We start from the raw sequence: 16,946 nt of genomic DNA on the forward strand, positions 1-16,946 counted from the left end.
TACCAGCTCACGCGCCCTTTTCAGCCGTATTAGCGTAGGCGGGTAAAAAAAGCAGTTACCTTAGGCACATGGCTACACCCTCCTTTACCCCGTCCATTCCCCAGCCCTGCCCCAAGCAATGGGCCGACATGTCGCCCACCGAGGCCGGCCGCTTCTGCGGCAGCTGCCAGACCGAAGTGGTCGACTTCGCCCGCATGAGCGACGCCGAAGTGCTGGCCTACCTCTCGGCCCGGCGCGGGCAGCACGTGTGCGGGCGCCTCGTGGGCCAAGCCGTGCTTCCTCAGGTGTACAAGCCCAGCAGCGCCCCCCGGCGCTGGCTGCTGGCGGCCCTGGCCTTGTTTGGCTGGCAGGTGCAGGCAGCCTCGGCTGGCCCGCCCGCGCCCGAGCCGCTGCCCCGCCTGGAAGAAGGACAGGGCTCCAAGCCCGGCAAGCCCGGCAATCAGGTAACCGTGCGCGGGCAGGTGCTCGACGACCGTGACGGCAAGCCCGTGGCCGGCGTACGCGTGCTCATCAACGACACCAACTTCGGCACTACTACTGACGAACAGGGTAATTTCGAGCTGGTGATGGCCCCCGGCTGGGCCCCCATCAAGTCGGGCAAGCTCAACCTGCAGTTTATCGGCAGCCCCTTCGACTTCGAGAAGCAGACCGTCAAGCTCAACACCCGCAGCCAGGCCAAGCCCGCCGCCCTGAAGGTGACCATGAAGTCCATTCCCGACCGCGGGCAGGTAGTAGGCCGCATGATGATGCCCGAGCCGCCGGTGAAGCCGCCGCGGGGGTAGACTCTCATCCATAAATCATTTGGCTTATGCGGCAGCCTGTTGTTTCCATTCCTAAGCCATGCCCCAAAAGCTGGACGGCGATGACGCCTACCGAAGCCGGGCGCTACTGCGCTGCCTGCCAGACCGAAGTCGTTGACTTTACCCGCATGAGTGAGGAGGAGGTGCTGGCTTATCTGGCAGCCCGTCAGGGGCAGCGGGTGTGCGGCGCTATGTATATACCAGTAGTGGAGCCTGCGCATCAGTTGCAGCCAAGAGGTGTGCATGGCTGGCTATTGGCACTGGCGGCTTTGGTAGGGTGGCATTCGCTGGCATCGTGTGCGAGCAAACCTCCACAGGTCCTGCCCCAGGCCAGTGCAACGTTTCAAACTCCCACTGCCAGCCAGCAACAAGTTACCATTCGTGGACAGGTAATTGACGACACATTGAATAGGCCTTTAAGAGGAGCCTACGTCTTTATCGCCGGCACCGAGTACGGGACCATCACCGACGCGCAAGGCAATTTCACACTATCGTTTCCGGCTGACTGGGAGCCCGTCAGGAGCGGTGAGGTGCATTTAGAAGTGCCCGGCATTGCATATATGTTGCAGGGCGCCACAGTGAAGGCAAATCTGGCAGGTAACCCGGAGCCAGGTCTCTTGGCTATCCGGTTGCCTTCCAGCCCAGACAGGGGAAGACTTAAAGGAAAACCAGTGCCCATTCAGCCTCCCAAGCCTTTATCTGAGCTAGGCAAAAAGTAACGATTAGCCAAACCTTTCGCCCTTTAGAAGCCTTACCCCAGGGTATGAATACCCTGCGCTTCGCCCTGCTCTGCCTGCTGGCCTCGGCCTGCTCCATCCTCAAGCCTACCACCAAAAACGACGTATTCCCCGGCCGCGCCCAGCTGCCGCAGGAGGAAGCGCCCCACGTGCTGAACTCCCTGGAGTGGTGGTACTTCACGGGCCACTTAAAGGACGTTGCCAGCGGCGAGGAATTTGGCGTGGAGTACGTCTTCTTCCACTTCAGCCCCGATGGCAAGCAGGACTACCAGATGGTGAACTTCGCCCTCACCGACCCGCAAACCCAGCAGTTCCGCTACGACTACGACCTGGGCAAGCTGCCGGCGCCGCTTAAGGCCACCCTGCCCATCAACCTTACCGAAGAGAAAGGCGGGCAGCGCTGGACGCTCACCGGGCAGGAGGGAAGCTACACCCTGCAGGCCAGCATGGCGGCCCACCCGGGCCAGAGCATCAGCCTGCGCACCACGCCGGCCAAGCCCGTGCTGCTGCACGGCGGCACCGGCTACGAGCAGTACGGCAAGGTGGCCCAGGCCGGTTACTACAGCTACCCGCGCCTGAGCACCACCGGCACCATCGTGGTGGGCGGCAAAACCCACCAGGTAGCCGGCGAGCTGTGGTACGACCGGCAGTGGAACTGCGGCGGCGTCAACAAAAAGCACGTGGCCTGGGACTGGCTCAGCATTCAGCTCAACGAGCCCAAAGACGACATCATGCTCTACGCCGTGCACAACAAGAAAACCCAGGAGCACATCGGCGGCGGCTCGCACTACGGCCCCCAGGGCGAAAACACCCACCTGGCCGAGTCCGACTTCAAGCTGGAGCCCCTCACGTACTGGACCAGTCCCACCTCCAAGCGGAAGTACCCGGCCAAGTGGCGCGTCACGGTGCCTTCCAAGGGCTACGACCTGGTAGTGGAGCCCCTGGTGCCCCACCAGGAGCTTAGCCTGAAGCTATTTAAAGTACTGAAGCTGCACTACTGGGAAGGCATGTGCCGCGTCACCGGCACCCACAATGGAAAGCCGGTAACGGGCAATGCGTATGTGGAAATAACGAACCGATAATGTAGCGTGGACTCTGCGAGTCCGCGCGTGTGAACGTTCGTACGCGCGGACTCGCAGAGTCCACGCTACTGATTCAACACCACTCTAAACGTAGTCCCCCGGCCTACCTCGCTCCACTTCACGAAGAGCTTGCCTTCGTGGTAGTTCTCGATGATGCGCTTGGCCAGGGCCAGGCCCAGGCCCCAGCCGCGCTTCTTGGTGGTGTAGCCGGGCAGGAAGACGTTGTCGATTTTATTCTTGGGTATGCCCTTGCCGGTGTCGGTGATGTCGACGGCCACCTGGGGCTTGCTCTGCCGGCCCCGCACCCGCACCCGGCGCAGGTGCAGGGTGATGGAGCCGCGGCCATCCATGGCATCCACCGCGTTTTTGCAGATGTTTTCGATTACCCAGTCGAACAGCGGCACGTTGATGCGGGCGGGCGTGTCGGTGGGCAGGTCGGTTTCGATGCTGAACTTCACCTTTTTCGATACCCGGCTTTCGAGGTAGGCAATGGCATTTTTGGTGGTCTGCAGCAGGTTCTCGTCCTTGAGCACCGGCACCGAGCCGATGTTGCTGAAGCGCTCCGTAATGATTTCCAGGCGGCGGATGTCCTTGCCCAGCTCTTCCACAATGGGCTCGTCCTTGAACTTGTCGGACTCCCGCAAATACGCCTGCCAGCCTACCAGGCTACTGAGCGGCGTGCCCAGCTGGTGGGCGGTTTCCTTGGCCAGGCCTACCCACACGCGGTTCTGCTCGGCCCGCCGCGAGGAGCTGAAGGCGAAGTAGGCAATAATGCCCAGGCAGCCGATAACGGCCAAGCCCACCAGCGGGTAGGTGCGCAGCTGGGTAAGCAGCTGCGAGTCTTTGTAGTAGATGAAGTTGCGAATGCCGGCGCCCAGCTCCACCACAATGGGCGGGTGGCCCTGCTTCATCTGCTCGAACTCGCGCAGCAGCAGCGCCACGGAGTCGCGCGCCGAAAGGCCCTTGGGCAGGTTGAGGTTTTTGGAGTCGATAACATTCAGGCTATCCGACAGGATAATCGGAATGGTGGTGTTGGCCTTGAGAATCTCCTCGAACACGAAGTTGGTGTTCGAGTCCACCTCCGAGTTGATGATGAACTCCTGGGCCTTGGCGTACAGCCGAATCTGCTCCCGCTCCCGCTGCGACACCCGCTGCACCAGCACGTTGGTATAAATCACCGTAGCCGCCCCAATGAAAAGGGCCAGCACCGCAATCAGAATTTTTATGCGCGACTTCTGGTCGTAGATGGGGTTCATTAAATCAGTTGTCAGTTGTTCGTTGTCAGTTGTCAGGTTGTTCTGGAAAGCAGCCGTCAGAACGAACTAACAACTGACAACCAACAGCTGACAACTAAAAACCAGAAACCATCACGGCGTCGCTGCTGGCAATTTCCTCCAGAATCTCGTTCACCAGCTCCGGCGTTTCGGCGTCTACCAGGCGGGTGCGCCAGGCTTTGGCGCCTTCCAGGCCGCGGAAGTAGTGGGCGTAGTGGCGGCGCATCTCGAAGATGCCTACGCGCGGGCCTTTCCACTCGATGCTTTTCTCGAAGTGCATGCGGCACATGCCCACCCGCTCTTCCAGCGTGGGCGGGGCCAGCAGCTGCCCGGTGGCCACGTAGTGCTTCACCTCCCGGAATATCCAGGGGTAGCCGATGCTGGCGCGGCCAATCATGACGCCATCCACGCCGTAGCGCTGCTGGTACTCCAGGGCTTTCTGCGGCGAGTCGATGTCGCCGTTGCCGAAGATGGGAATCTGAATGCGGGGGTTGTCCTTAATCTTGGCGATGAGGCGCCAGTCGGCCTCGCCCTTGTAGAGCTGGGCGCGGGTGCGGCCGTGCACGGTGAGGGCCTTGATGCCCACGTCCTGCAGGCGCTCGGCTACTTCCTCCACGTTCTTGGTGCCTTCGTCCCAGCCCAGGCGGGTTTTCACGGTTACGGGCAGGTGGGTGTGCTTCACCACGGCGGCCGTCATCTGCACCATCTTGGGAATGTCCTGCAGCAGGGCCGCGCCGGCGCCGCGGCAGGCCACCTGTTTCACCGGGCAGCCGTAGTTGATGTCAATCAAGTCGGGCCCGGCCTCGGTGCTGATGGCGGCGCACTCGCCCATGGTATCCACGTCGGAGCCGAAGAGCTGAATGCCAATGGGCCGCTCGTAGTCGAACACGTCGAGCTTCTTGCGGCTTTTGGCCGCCGCCCGAATCAGGCCTTCCGAGGAAATAAACTCGGTGTACATCAGGTCGGCCCCGTTGGCTTTGCACACGGCCCGGAAGGGCGGGTCGCTCACGTCCTCCATGGGCGCAAGCAGAAGCGGGAAGTCGGGAAGCTGGATGTTGCCTATTTGAACCACGGAGATGAGTATTTGCTGTTATTTCAGAATGTCGTACTGAGCGGAGCGTCTTTTCGATTAGAACGTCATGCTGAGCTTGCCGAAGCATCTTGCCAGGGGAGGTAATCCTCTTTGATTGGATTTACGCTCGTGGTAGAGATGCTTAGCCTGCACTCAGCATGACGTTCTTACTGTTTCGACTAAACAGTAAGAGCGGCCGGTTTGCCAGATTATCCGCAAATTTACAACCTCCCGAACTAGCCCGCCCCCATGAAAGGTTTCCTGCCCCGCACCCTGCACCCTGGCTTTCAGCTGCTGTGGCTGGTGGTACTGATGATGGCCGGGGCCCTGATGGCTTTCACCCTCATCTACGCCATTGCCATGACCTGGCTGCAGGTGCCGGCCCTGCAGCTGCAGGCCATGATGACGCAGCCCCGCGATTATCCGCAGGGCTGGGCGCTGGCCATGCTGACGCAGGGCGTGCTGCTGTTCGGGGCTTTTGGCGGGGCAGCCCTGGCGCTGCCGCTCCTGCTGGGCTACCGCTGGGGAGAGTATTTCAACCCCCGCCGCCTGAAACAGGCCTGGTGGCTGCTGGCCGCCGCCCTGCTCATCATCGTCATCCTGCCCCTGATGTCGGGCCTGATTGCCTGGAATGCCAACGTGGAGTTTCCGGCTTTCCTGCACGACTTCGAGGTGTGGGCCCGGGCCAAGGAAGCGCAGGCCCAGGAACTTACGCGCTACCTCACGCGCTTCAGCACGGCCGGGCGGCTGCTGGTGGGGCTGCTGGTGGTGGCCGTGGTGCCCGCCGTGGCCGAGGAGCTGGTGTTCCGGGGGGTGATTCAGAAAAACCTGGTGCGCTGGTTTAGCTCCCGGCACGTGGGCGTGTGGCTGGCGGCGGCCATCTTCAGCGCCATTCACCTGCAGTTTCTGGGTTTTGTGCCCCGTTTCGTGCTGGGCCTGGTGCTGGGCTACCTCTACGAGTGGAGCGGCAACATTCTGGTGCCCATGGCGGCCCACTTCACCCAGAATGCCTTTCAGCTGCTGCTGGTGTACGGCGCCCAGCACGGCGCTTTCGGCTGGAACTTCGACCCCGACAGCAATGAGGCCCTGCCCTGGCCGCTGGTGCTGCTCTCGGCCGTGGGCAGCGCGGGCCTGCTCTACTTCCTGCACCAACGCATGAGCGCCGCGTCCGTACCTACCCAGATGCTCACCCTGAGCCACGACGGCGTGGCCGTGCGCCGCGCGGAGCCGCAGGGCTAGCTACTTCTCTTTTCGCCTTCATTTCCGCTTTTTAGCTTGTCTGATTCTCTGCCTTCTTCTGCGCCCACCGGCACCCCCGGGGAGCCGGCCAAAGCCGGCCCCAGCAACCTGCAGCTTCGTACCATCTACGGCCTGCTCGGCGCGGCCCTGCTGGTAGGCAGCGTATGGTTCAGCCCCTGGACCTTCGGGCTGTTTTTCGCCTTCGTGCAGGCCGTGATGCTCTGGGAATTCTACCGCATGATGGAGAAGGGCGGAAGCAAGCCGGCGGTATGGCTGGGAGTGGCAGTGAGCCTGCTGTCCTTTGGCGCCGTGCTGCTGGCGGCCCACTACATGCTGGGTGGGAAGGTTGTTCCCATTTCCCCCGCAGGTGAAGTAACCGGAGGGGAGGCCTTGGCCGAGCACATCACCTCTTCATTCCGGCAAGGACAGACCTGGGCCGCTTTCTTCGCCATTCCGGGCTGTTTGCTTGTGTTGACTACCGTGGCGCTGTTGGTGCGGGAAATGCTGGCCTGGCCCGAGCATGGTCAGCCATTCACCAACGTGGCGGCCACCTTAGCTGGCTTGCTGTACATAAGCATGCCCATGGCCCTGCTTATCGTGCTGGCCTTTCTCCCGCACGGCTACGACTACCGCCGCGTCATTGTGCTACTTTTCCTCATCTGGTCAGCTGACATTGGCGCCTACTTCGCCGGTAAAACCTTTGGCAAGCACAAGCTGGCCCCGGCTATCTCGCCCGGCAAAACCTGGGAAGGCTGGGCCGGCGGCGCGGTGCTAACCCTGGTCATGGGCTGGGCCCTGGGCTACCTTATTCCCGAGCTGCCGCTCACGCACCGCCTCGTAGCGGCCGCCGTGGTGGCCGTGTTCGGTCCCCTCGGCGACCTGGCCGAATCCATGCTCAAGCGCAGCGTCGATATGAAAGACTCGGGCAGCATCATGCCCGGGCACGGCGGCCTGCTCGACCGATTCGATGCCTTCCTGTTCGTACTGCCCATTCTGGCGCTGCTGCAGCTGCTGGCGGGGTAAGCAGCCCAAAGCTCCTGGCGCACACCTGGCGCGAGTTTAGGCGAAGCCGTAACTCGTGACTAACCACGATGTGGAGGCTGTGCCTCCACTGCCGCCTCAGCGGCAAGCCCGAAACGCGCAAGTAGAACCTGTGGCGGAATGGTTCTGCGGCGAGACGTAGCTTCACCCGGGTAATAAGTCACGACATACGCTGCGCTAAACTTGCGCCAGTACCCGGCTTTAATATGGGCCGCGTGTGATGTTGACAAAAGCAATACCTTTGCGCCCCTAAACCGTACCTACTCCCACCCAACACTTTTCTTAATTCCTCGCATGGCTGCAAAATCCGTTTACAAAGAGCCCGCTCCGATAGTTGACCGCGAAAACCCGCTGGAGTCCATGATGTCGCGCTTCAACATCGCGGCCGAAATTCTGGGCCTCGACGAAGCTACCTACAACGTGCTGAAAGTGGCCGACAAGCAGGTAATCGTGAACATCCCGGTAACCATGGACAACGGCACCGTGCGCGTATTCGAAGGCTACCGCGTGGTGCACAACACCATCCTGGGCCCTTCCAAAGGCGGCATCCGCTACGATAAGAACGTGCACCTTGACGAGGTGAAGGCCCTGGCTGCCTGGATGACCTGGAAGTGCGCCGTGGTGGACATTCCCTACGGCGGCGCCAAGGGCGGCATTATCTGCGACCCCACTACCATGAGCGTGGGCGAGCTCGAGCGCCTCACCCGCGGCTACACCATGGCCATGAAGGACGTGTTTGGCCCCGACCGTGACATTCCGGCCCCCGACATGGGCACCGGCCCCCGCGAGATGGCCTGGCTGATGGACGAATTCTCCAAGACCGTGGGCGCCACTTCGCCCGCCGTTGTAACCGGCAAGCCCCTGGTAATGGGCGGCTCGCTGGGTCGCACCGAGGCCACCGGCCGCGGCGTGATGGTATCGGCCCTGGCCGCCCTGAAAAAGCTGGGCCTCAACCCCAGCGAAGTATCGGCCGCCGTGCAGGGCTTCGGCAACGTAGGCTCCTGGGCCGCCAAGCTGCTGTTCGACAAGGGCGTGAAGATTAAGGCCATCAGCGACGTATCCGGTGCTTACTGGAACGAGAACGGTATCGACATCAACGAAGCCGTGGCGTACAAGAATGCCCACAACGGCCGCCTCGACGGCTTCACCGGCGCCGTGATGATGGAAAACCCGGAAGACCTGCTCGTCTCCAACGTGGAGGTGCTGGTGCCCGCTGCCGTGGAGGATGTAATTACCGAGCACAACGCCGGCGACATCAAGGCCCGTCTCATCGTGGAAGGCGCCAACGGCCCCACCTCGGCTTCGGCCGACCCCATCATCAACGAGAAGGGCATCATGGTGGTGCCCGACATTCTGGCCAACTCGGGCGGCGTGACGGTTTCCTACTTCGAGTGGGTACAGAACCGCCAGGGCTTCAAGTGGAGCGAGGACATGGTGACCGAGCGCGCCGACCGCATCATGAACGACGCCTTCGAGAAAGTGTACCAGACCAGCCAGAAATACAAGATTCCGATGCGCATTGCGGCCTACGTGGTATCTATCGACAAAGTGGCCCAGACCTACAAGTTCCGCGGCGGCTTCTAATCATCGCTGATTGCCGCTGATTTTGCTGATTTCACTGATTTTTTTGACTTTAGCTAGGCAGCTTTTAAGCTGAACCGCGGAGAAAATGGAATGGCACCGGCCGCTGGGTCGGTGCCATTTCTGTTTTTGGCCGTAATTTGCCCCGTCTGGGCTAAAATGCCGTAAGAGTTGTTGCGCCGAAAAACCCGGCTGAAATCAGCGAAATCAGGGTTAATCAGCGAAAATCAGTGATTATGAAGATTCACAAAGAAGGACGACGCATACTATTTGTCACGCTGTTGGTGCTGATTGCGCTGAACCTGCTGATGTACCACTTCAACAAGGGCAATGACCTGGTAAATCGCCTCTTTACCGGCGCTACGGTCATCATCTTTCTGTTGATACTGCAGTTTTTCCGCAGCCCTTTCCGCCACATGTTTACCCACGAAGACCTGCTGCTGGCCCCGGCCGACGGCAAGGTGGTGGTAATTGAAGACGTGCAGGAGCCGGAGTACTTCAACGACGTGCGCAAGCAAATCAGCATCTTCATGTCGCCCATCAACGTGCACGTGACGCGCAACCCCATCTCGGGCATCGTGAAGTACTTTAAGTACCACCCCGGCAACTACCTGGTGGCCTGGCACCCCAAAAGCAGTACCCAGAACGAGCGCACCACGGTAGTGGTGGAAAGCGACGCCGGCCCTCTGGTGCTGTTCCGGCAGATTGCCGGCGCCATGGCCCGCCGCATCGTGTGGTATGTAAACGAAGGCGACGAGGTAACCCAGGGCGAGGAGTTCGGCTTCATCAAGTTCGGCTCCCGCGTCGACCTGTTTGTGCCGGTCGACACCGTGGTGAAAGTTGAGCTGGGCCAGAAAGTAAAAGGCGGTGAGACCGTGATTTGCCAGCTTAAAGTCTGAACCGCAGATTTTAACGGATTTGACGGATAAGAACGGATTCTTACGGATTCGTTCTTATCCGTTTTTCTTTTAAAACAGTACTGGTATACCTTAGTAAACAGGCCTTGTCTTCACAAACCGCTTTAACTCCAAGGACGGCGCCCCAAAGTTTATGAGCAATCCAATGGGCCGCCGATAGGCTTCCAAGTAATTGATGATTTGGGCCTGATGCGCTTCATTTAAGCCGCTTAATGCCTTTAGCTCTACCAATACCGTTTCGTTCACTAGAAAATCGACGCGCCGTGAGCCAATTTCATGCGCTCTGTAGAAAATTGGCATTTCCAATTCGCGTTGAGCAACAATTCCGCACTGCTCAAGCTCAATAGCAAGGGCGCGCTGATAAATTACTTCCTGAAAGCCTGTTCCAAGAACGCGATGCACCTGCATGGCGCAGCCAATAATCTTACCTGTTAATTCACGGTAATCATCTAGATTAATAGCGTCTTTTATCATTAGCTAGCTCGATATAAGAACTGACGGCAAGCTACTGTAATGGCAAAGAAAAACGGATAAGAACGAATCCGTAAGAATCCGTTCTTATCCGTCAAATCCGTTAAAATCTGCGGTTCAGACAAGAGTGTGCGGCACGAACTCCGACAGGTTGGTGATGAGCCCGGCTTCGCGGCGGAAGCCGATGGCGCAGGCTTCGCCGGCCCAGAACACGCCGGCCTGGTAGCGGCGGCCCTGCTCGTCGGTGGGTAGCTCGGCCCAGCGCTGGCGTAGCTGGGGCTGGGCGGCAAAGTCGCCGGGTACCTCGGTGCTGGCGCGGCCATCGGGCTGGATTTCGGCCACGTTCTGCCCTTCGCGGCCAAACAGGGGCTTGCGCACGTGGTGGCCGGGCAGGTTGGTTAGGCTGGCTTCGAGCAGCAGCGGGTGGTGGGGGAATACTTCCCAGAGGCGGGCCATTACGGCTTTGCTCTGAAACAGCAGGCTGTAGGCCGGGTTGGCGATGATGACGTCGCGGGTGAGCATAAGCTGGGCGAGGTCGGCGGTGAGCTCGGGTTCTTCCTCGGCCAGGATTTCCCAGGGTACGAGCTTAAACACAAAGTCGAACTTCTGCCACTGGCTGGGGCCGGTTTCGGCCCAGGCGCCGCGGTCTTCGCCCTGCACCGACACCTTCATGTCGTCGACGGGGCAGGTGTGGACGTAGGCAAAGCCGGCGGCGCGGGCAGCTTCGGCCAATACGGCGCAGTTGGCTTCGTCTTCGGCGCTGTCGGGCAGGTACACCAGCAGCAGGCTGTCCTGCAGGGTGTCGTTGAGGGCCCGCCAGTGGCGGAGCTGGTCTTCCAAGCACTCGAACAAGCCATTGGCCTGGCTTTCGTCGCTGGCGCGGCCCGCCGCCACCAGGCTGGCCCACTGCACCACGGCCGTTTCGGGCAGGCTGGTGGCGGTGTCGGCATTAAACTCCAGCAGCTTGGGCCCCTCGGCCGTCAGGGCCAGGTCGAAGCGGCCGTAGAGGTGCCAGTGCCGCTCGTCGTTCCAGGAATGGCGAATGGGGGCCCACAGCACCGGGGGAATGGCCAGCTGCTGCAGGAAGTCGTCGGGGATGGGGTCGGGAATGGCCTGCACCAGCATGTCGTACAGGGTGTCGGCAGCCTGCAGCAGCGCTTCGGCCTCGGCTTCGCTGAGCTGCACGGCTTCGCGCGCCACGTAGTTCTGGCAGGCATCTTCAATGGCCCAGTCCCAGCCCAGGGTGCGCACGGCAGGAGAAACGTCGCCGGATAGAGGAAGGAGGTTTATCATGGTAGTCAATGAACAATTAGCAGTGAACAATGAGCAATGAGCGGTTAGAACGACATTGTTCATTGCTCACTACTAACTGTTCATTGAAAGGCTATCCACCGAAGCCACGGAAGCCGCCGCGGCTGCCAAAGCCGCTGCTGCGGCCACTGGGGGCGCTGCTGCGGTAGCTGGGCCGGGGTGCCGAGCGCATCGTTGAGCGGCTTTCCTGAATGCCCGCATTGCTGGACGGGCTGCCCCGGAAGCCCCGGCCGAAAAAGCCGCGGCCTTCGTTCTGCCGCTCCCGGGCCATGTTGGCCCGCCAGCCCTGGTTGCGCTGCAGAATGCCGGGGTTGGCATACACGCCGGGGTTGGGGGTGAGGAAGCGGCCGGCCATGTAGCCGATGCCGCCCCACATCAGCACGTCCATCATGCTGGTGCCATTGTGCCGGTTTTCGGGGTTTACGCGGCTGTACTCCTGCATCTGCTTTTGCAGGGCCTGGCCCTGCAGGGTGTCAGTCTTGCCATCGAAGTGGTGCAGGATGGCCGCTACCTCTTCCTTGCCAGCGGGCCGCTCGGCGGTGATTTTCCACTGGCCGGGCTGCACTTCCGTCATTTCGGTGATGACGCCCTGGCTGTAGCTCTGGGGCGGGTCCTGGCCCTGGGCGCTCCAGTCGCCCTCCGAGCCGTTGTCGTTGCTGGAGCAGGCCGGTAAGGCCAGGCCCAGGCTGGTGGCGGCGGCAATCATCAGCACATTGCGGCGCCAGTCGCCGAGGGGATGAAAGTGCTTTTTCATAGTAGTGCTCAGTGCTAGGTGCTAGGGGCTTGGTGATGGAGGAAAACGCTGCGGGAATTATAGCTTAGGTCCCGGCAGGTAGTACGGCCAAGCTACGCAAATGATTAAAACCAGGTGGCAGCCAGCTGCATCAGCTCCTCCAGGGCGGCCTGGTCGTCGTGGTCGAAGTCGTTGAGCTTGTCGCTGTCGACGTCGAGCACGGCCACCACTTCGCCATTCTTGAAGATGGGCACTACAATCTCCGATTTGGAGTCGCTGCTGCAGGCGATGTGGCCGGGAAACAGCTCCACATCGGGCACGAGCTGGGTTTTGGCTTCGGCCCAGCTGCTGCCGCACACGCCCTTGCCGCGTCGGATGCGGGTGCAGGCAATGGGCCCCTGGAAGGGGCCCAGCACCAGCTCGTCGCCCTTTACCAGGTAGAAACCTACCCAGAAAAAGCCGAAGGCCTGGCGCAGGGCCGCTGCGGTGTTGGCCAGGTTGGCGGTGAGGTCGGGTTCGCCGCTGGTGAGGGCGCTAATCTGGGGAAGCAGCTGGCGGTATTGCTCCGCCTTGGTTTGCGTCGTATCGAGAAAAAGGGTTTCAGCCATTTTTTAGTTGTCAGTTGTCAGTTGTTCGTTGTCAGTGTTCTGTCCTCGGTCTTTATCGAAGCAGGCCCTTGTCAGTGTTCAGGCAGTCGACTTTTCAGAACAATCCTGACAACTGACAACGAACAACTGACAACTAAAATCTACTTGTCGTTCACGTACCAGAACAGCTGGTCGATGCCAACCGTGGATTGCTCGCGTAGGTGGGTAAGGCCCAGCCGGGGCGCGGCAATGCCCTGCTCCAGCTGCATGGGAGCGCGGAACACGCGAATTTCGTCCCACATGCCGGCTTCAATCAGGGCGTTGAGCACGGTGGGGCCACCTTCCACCAGCACCGACTGGATGTTGCGCTGGTACAGGTCATGCAGCATGACCGACATCAGCTCCGCCGACTCGGGCAGGGTTACGGTTTGGAGGTTGGGGCGACCGTCGCGGTGGCGGTAGGAGTAGATAAGGGTGGGCTGGCTGCCGTCGAGGATGTGGTGGGCCGGGGGCAGACTCAGGTTCTTGTCGATGATGATGCGCGTGGGCTGGGGGCCGGGCCAGTCGCGCACGTTCAGGCGGGGGTTGTCGTGCAGGGCGGTGCGGGTGCCTACCAGGATGCCGGCTTCCTCGGCCCGCCACTGGTGGGTAAGCAGCCGGGCCTGCTCGCAGCTGATGGCCACAGGCTGAAAAAAGCGCCCGGCCAGGAAGCCGTCGGAGGTTTCGGCCCACTTCAGCACCAGGTAGGGGCGCTGCTGCTCGTGAAAGGTGAAGAAGCGCCGGTTCAGCCAGCGGCCTTCCTCGGCCAGCAGGCCGGTTTCGACCTTGATGCCGGCGGCACGCAGCTTCTCAATGCCTTTGCCGGCCACCAGGGGAAAGGGGTCGCGGTTGCAGACCACCACTTCGGGCACGCCTTTTTCGATGAGCAGGTCGGCACAGGGCGGGGTTTTGCCGTGGTGGGCGCAGGGCTCCAGCGTCACGTACACCCGGCTTTTTTTGAGCAGCGACTGGTCGGCTACGGCCGCCAGGGCGTTTACCTCGGCGTGGGGGCCGCCGTACTGCTGGTGGTAGCCTTCGCCGATAATACGCCCTTCGTGGGTGACAACGCAGCCTACCAGGGGGTTGGGCCGGGCATACCCGGTGCCCAGATGTGCCAGGTCGAGGGCACGGCGCATGAATAGCTCATCGGACATGGCGCAAAGGTAGTAGGGGAGGTGGGGCAGACGGGCCTTGTACGCACCTGTAGCGCCGGCGGGTGCGCCGGCAGTGGGCCTGGGAGCTATATAAACCCGGCGCTGGCCGACCTTTGCGGCCGATGACCCTACGCGAAACCACCGCTTCCCTCGCCGCGGCCCTGGCAGCGGCCTACCCGCCTCCGGAAGCCGAGGCCATTGCCCGCCTTGTCCTGCAGCAGCAGCTGGGCCTTAGCAGTCTGACGTTTATGATGCAGGCGGGGCAGCCAGTGCCAGCCGAAGTGCTGGCCCAGCTGCCGGCGCAGCAGGCGCGCCTGCTGGCCCACGAGCCGGTGCAGTACGTGCTGGGCACGGCCCACTTCGAGGGCATGGAGCTGGAAGTAAGCCCGGCCACCCTTATTCCGCGTCCGGAAACTGAGGAGCTGGTGCGCCTGGTGCTGGCCGACTGGCAGCGGCAGCCGGTGCGCGGCCTGCTGGATGTGGGCACAGGGTCGGGCTGCCTGGTGCTGGCCCTGGCCCGGGCCCTGCAGCCGGCCCGCGCCCTGGGCGTCGATATTTCCGAAGAAGCCCTGGCCGTAGCCCGTCGCAACGGCCGGCGGTACGCGCCCGAGGTGGATTTTCAGCGCGTGGATATTCTGACGCAAATGCCGGCGGTAGCGCCCGGCACCCTCGATGTGCTCGTCAGCAACCCGCCCTACGTGCGGGAAAGCGAAAAAGCGCTGATGCGGGACAACGTGCTGGCTTGGGAGCCTGCCACCGCCCTGTTTGTGCCCGACGCCGACCCGCTGCTGTTTTACCGCCGCATTGGGGCGCTGGGGCGGCAGCTGCTGCGACCCGGTGGCGGCCTGTACTTTGAAATCAACGAAGCCTTCGGGCAGGAGACCGTCGTGCTACTGCAGAACCAGGGCTACCGCGAGGTGCGCGCCGTGGACGACATGTTCGGCAAGGCCCGCATGGTGCGGGCTTCCGCCTAGCCAGGCCAGGCTAGACACAAGGCCTGAGGCTCAACGGCTAATCCGAAAACAGAACGTCATGCTTCGACTGCGCTGCGCTCCGCTCAGCATGACGTTCTTTTGACTGTTATGTGGGCTTAGTGCAAGCTTCTGCCTTTCGTTACGCTTACAGCATTTTTCCAAACCCAGCCAGGGCCTGGCCGAACTCCCGGGGGCTTTCGATGAGGGCGTAGTGCTTGCCGGGCATTACCACTACCTGCTGGCGGGGGAAGTGAAAGGACTGATGATGCGTGGGCCCCGTCACATGGTCGGCCGCGCCGGGCAGTACCAGCACCGGTATCTTCAGCTGGGCGGTAATGGCGGTAAAGTCCTGCAGGTAGCCATCGATTGAGCCGGGCTGGTTGAAGAGGGAGCTGGCGAAGTCGAGGTTGGCCGGCTGGGCCGGCTCGAGGCGGGCCAGCCGGGTAGCGGTAGAGTCGTGGGCGTACATCAGCTGCCCTTGCAGGCGCTGCTGGCCCAGCAGCGCCGACACCATGAAGAAGCGCTGGGGCAGGGGAGCGGCCGGGTCCAGGGGCGGGCGGGTAGCGGCGGGCAGCAGGGCGTAGCCGGCGCTGGCGTAGCTTTCCATGGAGGCCGGCAGGCTCAGAATGCTGTTGACCAGGATGAGGCCCTGCACCCGCTCGGGGTACTTGCTGGCGTAGGCCGTGGCGATGATGCCGCCGAAGGAGTGCGACATCAGCACCCATTTCTTCAGGCCCAGCTGCTGGCGCAGCTCCTCCAGGTCCAGCACCAGCCGGTCGAGCCCGTAGCTTTTGGCCGGTGAGCTGGCCGAGCGGCCGCTGCCGCGCTGGTCCAGGTAAATCATCTGGAACTGGGCTTCCAGCACCGGGCCAGCCAGCGACTCCACTGCGAAGCTGCCCGCACCAGGTCCGCCGTGCACAAACACGCAGGGCAGGCCCTGGCCGGCCACGCGGGCATACAGGGCCACGCCATCGGTGGTGGTGACGCTGGGCGTGCCATTGGGGAGGGGGCGGGCCTGCAGGCCTACCCAGGCAACTACCAGTACGGTGAGGAGAGCGAGGCGCTGCAGCGCAGGACGGAGGGTGTAAAGCGTTTTCATATCCCAAAGCTACAGTGAGCAAGGTCCAGCGTGCCATTCAATGTGACCGAATCGGCGGATGTAAAGGATGAGGCGTCGGCAGTGCCGGACGAATCTGTAGCACGCATCAACAAAAAGCGCCCCTGCTATGAGTAGCAGGGGCGCTTTGGGGTGGGGTTTATAGTTGTCAGTTGATAGTTGTCAGTTGTCAGGTCGTTCTGGAGTCAGCTTTGCCAGAACAATCTGACAACTGACAACTAATCCCAAAGCTACCCCTAGGCCGGGGCAAGCAGGGGCCGGGGCGGGGTATTGGTGGCACCACCCGGCCGAGATGTATATTGGCGGCTATGAGAACAATCTATCTGCTTTTCGCCCTGCTATTGGGGGCAGCTCCTGTGTTTGCTCAGCAGCCAAATGTTGTCATGCAGCCACCACCCCCGGCCGTGGCTCCGTTCTATAAGGCCAACGTGCTGTTGGTAAACACAAGTGACAGCGCCCGAGCGGCTTTACGAACCATAGCAGGCATTCTGCAAGAGCGCGGCTTTGCCATTGAAAAGATTGATTACGACTTGTCGAGCATCATCACCAAACCGCGAGCGTACACCAAAAGCGGCTCTCACTCCATGCACATTCTGGCTATCACCTGCAAAACAGGCCTGCGCCTGACAGGGCAGTGGCGCGGCACGTTCGGGACGTTTGCAGTAGAAGAACGGGCAGCTATCACGAACAATGCTTCTAAGCAGGCATTTGCTGAGATAGAGGCTGTAGGCAAGGCCTATCCGGGGGGCGCCCTGCGCTACGACTACCAGCCTTAGCGTCCCTGTACCCGCCCGAGCCTATCGACCTCCAACTGCAG

Annotated in this window: 17 protein-coding genes; 9 read left to right on the plus strand and 8 right to left on the minus strand. The window is 61.5% G+C overall.

Annotation, left to right across the window (positions count from 1 at the left end; genetic code table 11):
* The first annotated feature begins 68 nt into the window (after nucleotides 1-68).
* The 3 genes from ABD919_RS01435 to ABD919_RS01445 all read left to right on the plus strand — a co-directional run bounded on the left by ABD919_RS01435 (nucleotide 69) and on the right by ABD919_RS01445 (nucleotide 2,619).
* Entirely contained in the window at nucleotides 69-782 is a 714-nt protein-coding gene (locus ABD919_RS01435; RefSeq protein ID WP_345233129.1) for a carboxypeptidase-like regulatory domain-containing protein, read from the plus strand.
* Nucleotides 783-862: 80 nt separating this feature from the next.
* A complete protein-coding gene (locus tag ABD919_RS01440; protein ID WP_345233131.1) occupies nucleotides 863-1,519 on the plus strand; it encodes a carboxypeptidase-like regulatory domain-containing protein in 657 nt (218 codons plus the stop codon).
* Between the two features lie 44 nt (nucleotides 1,520-1,563).
* Nucleotides 1,564-2,619 (plus strand): lipocalin family protein, encoded by a 1,056-nt coding sequence (locus ABD919_RS01445; RefSeq protein ID WP_345233133.1) that lies wholly within the window; start codon nucleotides 1,564-1,566, stop codon nucleotides 2,617-2,619.
* Between the two features lie 65 nt (nucleotides 2,620-2,684).
* Here ABD919_RS01445 and ABD919_RS01450 read toward each other — a convergent pair whose 3' ends face one another.
* Complete coding sequence (locus ABD919_RS01450; protein WP_345233134.1) at nucleotides 2,685-3,875, minus strand: ATP-binding protein; 1,191 nt, start codon at nucleotides 3,873-3,875, stop codon at nucleotides 2,685-2,687.
* 94 nt (nucleotides 3,876-3,969) lie between these two features.
* Nucleotides 3,970-4,965: a tRNA dihydrouridine synthase DusB gene (dusB, locus tag ABD919_RS01455; protein ID WP_345233136.1), complete on the minus strand. Its 996-nt coding sequence runs from the start codon at nucleotides 4,963-4,965 to the stop codon at nucleotides 3,970-3,972.
* A 249-nt stretch (nucleotides 4,966-5,214) separates the two neighbouring features.
* On the opposite strand from dusB, the gene ABD919_RS01460 reads away from it, so the two are divergent.
* The 4 genes from ABD919_RS01460 to ABD919_RS01475 all read left to right on the plus strand — a co-directional run bounded on the left by ABD919_RS01460 (nucleotide 5,215) and on the right by ABD919_RS01475 (nucleotide 9,725).
* Complete coding sequence (locus tag ABD919_RS01460; RefSeq protein ID WP_345233137.1) at nucleotides 5,215-6,204, plus strand: CPBP family intramembrane glutamic endopeptidase; 990 nt, start codon at nucleotides 5,215-5,217, stop codon at nucleotides 6,202-6,204.
* Between the two features lie 36 nt (nucleotides 6,205-6,240).
* Complete coding sequence (locus ABD919_RS01465) at nucleotides 6,241-7,227, plus strand: phosphatidate cytidylyltransferase (RefSeq protein ID WP_345233138.1); 987 nt, start codon at nucleotides 6,241-6,243, stop codon at nucleotides 7,225-7,227.
* Nucleotides 7,228-7,539: 312 nt separating this feature from the next.
* The gene (locus ABD919_RS01470; RefSeq protein ID WP_345233139.1) at nucleotides 7,540-8,829 is read left to right on the plus strand and encodes a Glu/Leu/Phe/Val family dehydrogenase; all 1,290 of its coding nucleotides are present in this window, start codon (nucleotides 7,540-7,542) and stop codon (nucleotides 8,827-8,829) included.
* 233 nt (nucleotides 8,830-9,062) lie between these two features.
* Nucleotides 9,063-9,725 (plus strand): phosphatidylserine decarboxylase family protein, encoded by a 663-nt coding sequence (locus tag ABD919_RS01475; RefSeq protein WP_345233140.1) that lies wholly within the window; start codon nucleotides 9,063-9,065, stop codon nucleotides 9,723-9,725.
* A 90-nt stretch (nucleotides 9,726-9,815) separates the two neighbouring features.
* Here the strand turns inward: ABD919_RS01475 and ABD919_RS01480 are convergent, their stop codons facing one another.
* From ABD919_RS01480 to ribD, 5 genes are all read right to left on the minus strand, one after another.
* Entirely contained in the window at nucleotides 9,816-10,217 is a 402-nt protein-coding gene (locus ABD919_RS01480; RefSeq protein ID WP_345233141.1) for a GxxExxY protein, read from the minus strand.
* Nucleotides 10,218-10,331: 114 nt separating this feature from the next.
* On the minus strand, nucleotides 10,332-11,507 hold the full coding sequence (locus ABD919_RS01485) for a glutathionylspermidine synthase family protein (RefSeq protein ID WP_345233143.1): 1,176 nt from the start codon (nucleotides 11,505-11,507) through the stop codon (nucleotides 10,332-10,334).
* Nucleotides 11,508-11,598: 91 nt separating this feature from the next.
* Nucleotides 11,599-12,279, minus strand: a complete 681-nt coding sequence (locus ABD919_RS01490; RefSeq protein ID WP_345233146.1) for a Cj0371 family chemotaxis-regulating polar lipoprotein — start codon at nucleotides 12,277-12,279, stop codon at nucleotides 11,599-11,601.
* Between the two features lie 104 nt (nucleotides 12,280-12,383).
* Nucleotides 12,384-12,866 carry a GAF domain-containing protein gene (locus ABD919_RS01495; protein WP_345233148.1) on the minus strand — a complete coding sequence of 161 codons (483 nt, stop codon included), beginning with the start codon at nucleotides 12,864-12,866 and terminating at the stop codon, nucleotides 12,384-12,386.
* 140 nt (nucleotides 12,867-13,006) lie between these two features.
* A complete protein-coding gene (gene ribD / locus ABD919_RS01500) occupies nucleotides 13,007-14,038 on the minus strand; it encodes a bifunctional diaminohydroxyphosphoribosylaminopyrimidine deaminase/5-amino-6-(5-phosphoribosylamino)uracil reductase RibD (protein ID WP_345233149.1) in 1,032 nt (343 codons plus the stop codon).
* Nucleotides 14,039-14,160: 122 nt separating this feature from the next.
* Between ribD and prmC the strand changes: the two genes are divergently transcribed.
* A complete protein-coding gene (gene prmC / locus ABD919_RS01505) occupies nucleotides 14,161-15,012 on the plus strand; it encodes a peptide chain release factor N(5)-glutamine methyltransferase (protein ID WP_345233151.1) in 852 nt (283 codons plus the stop codon).
* Between the two features lie 145 nt (nucleotides 15,013-15,157).
* Here prmC and ABD919_RS01510 read toward each other — a convergent pair whose 3' ends face one another.
* Nucleotides 15,158-16,111, minus strand: a complete 954-nt coding sequence (locus ABD919_RS01510; protein ID WP_345233153.1) for an alpha/beta fold hydrolase — start codon at nucleotides 16,109-16,111, stop codon at nucleotides 15,158-15,160.
* Nucleotides 16,112-16,437: 326 nt separating this feature from the next.
* Between ABD919_RS01510 and ABD919_RS01515 the strand changes: the two genes are divergently transcribed.
* Nucleotides 16,438-16,905 (plus strand): hypothetical protein, encoded by a 468-nt coding sequence (locus tag ABD919_RS01515; RefSeq protein WP_345233154.1) that lies wholly within the window; start codon nucleotides 16,438-16,440, stop codon nucleotides 16,903-16,905.
* Nucleotides 16,906-16,946: the final 41 nt, after the last annotated feature.

Source organism: Hymenobacter saemangeumensis (assembly GCF_039541835.1).
GTDB lineage: Bacteria > Bacteroidota > Bacteroidia > Cytophagales > Hymenobacteraceae > Hymenobacter > Hymenobacter saemangeumensis.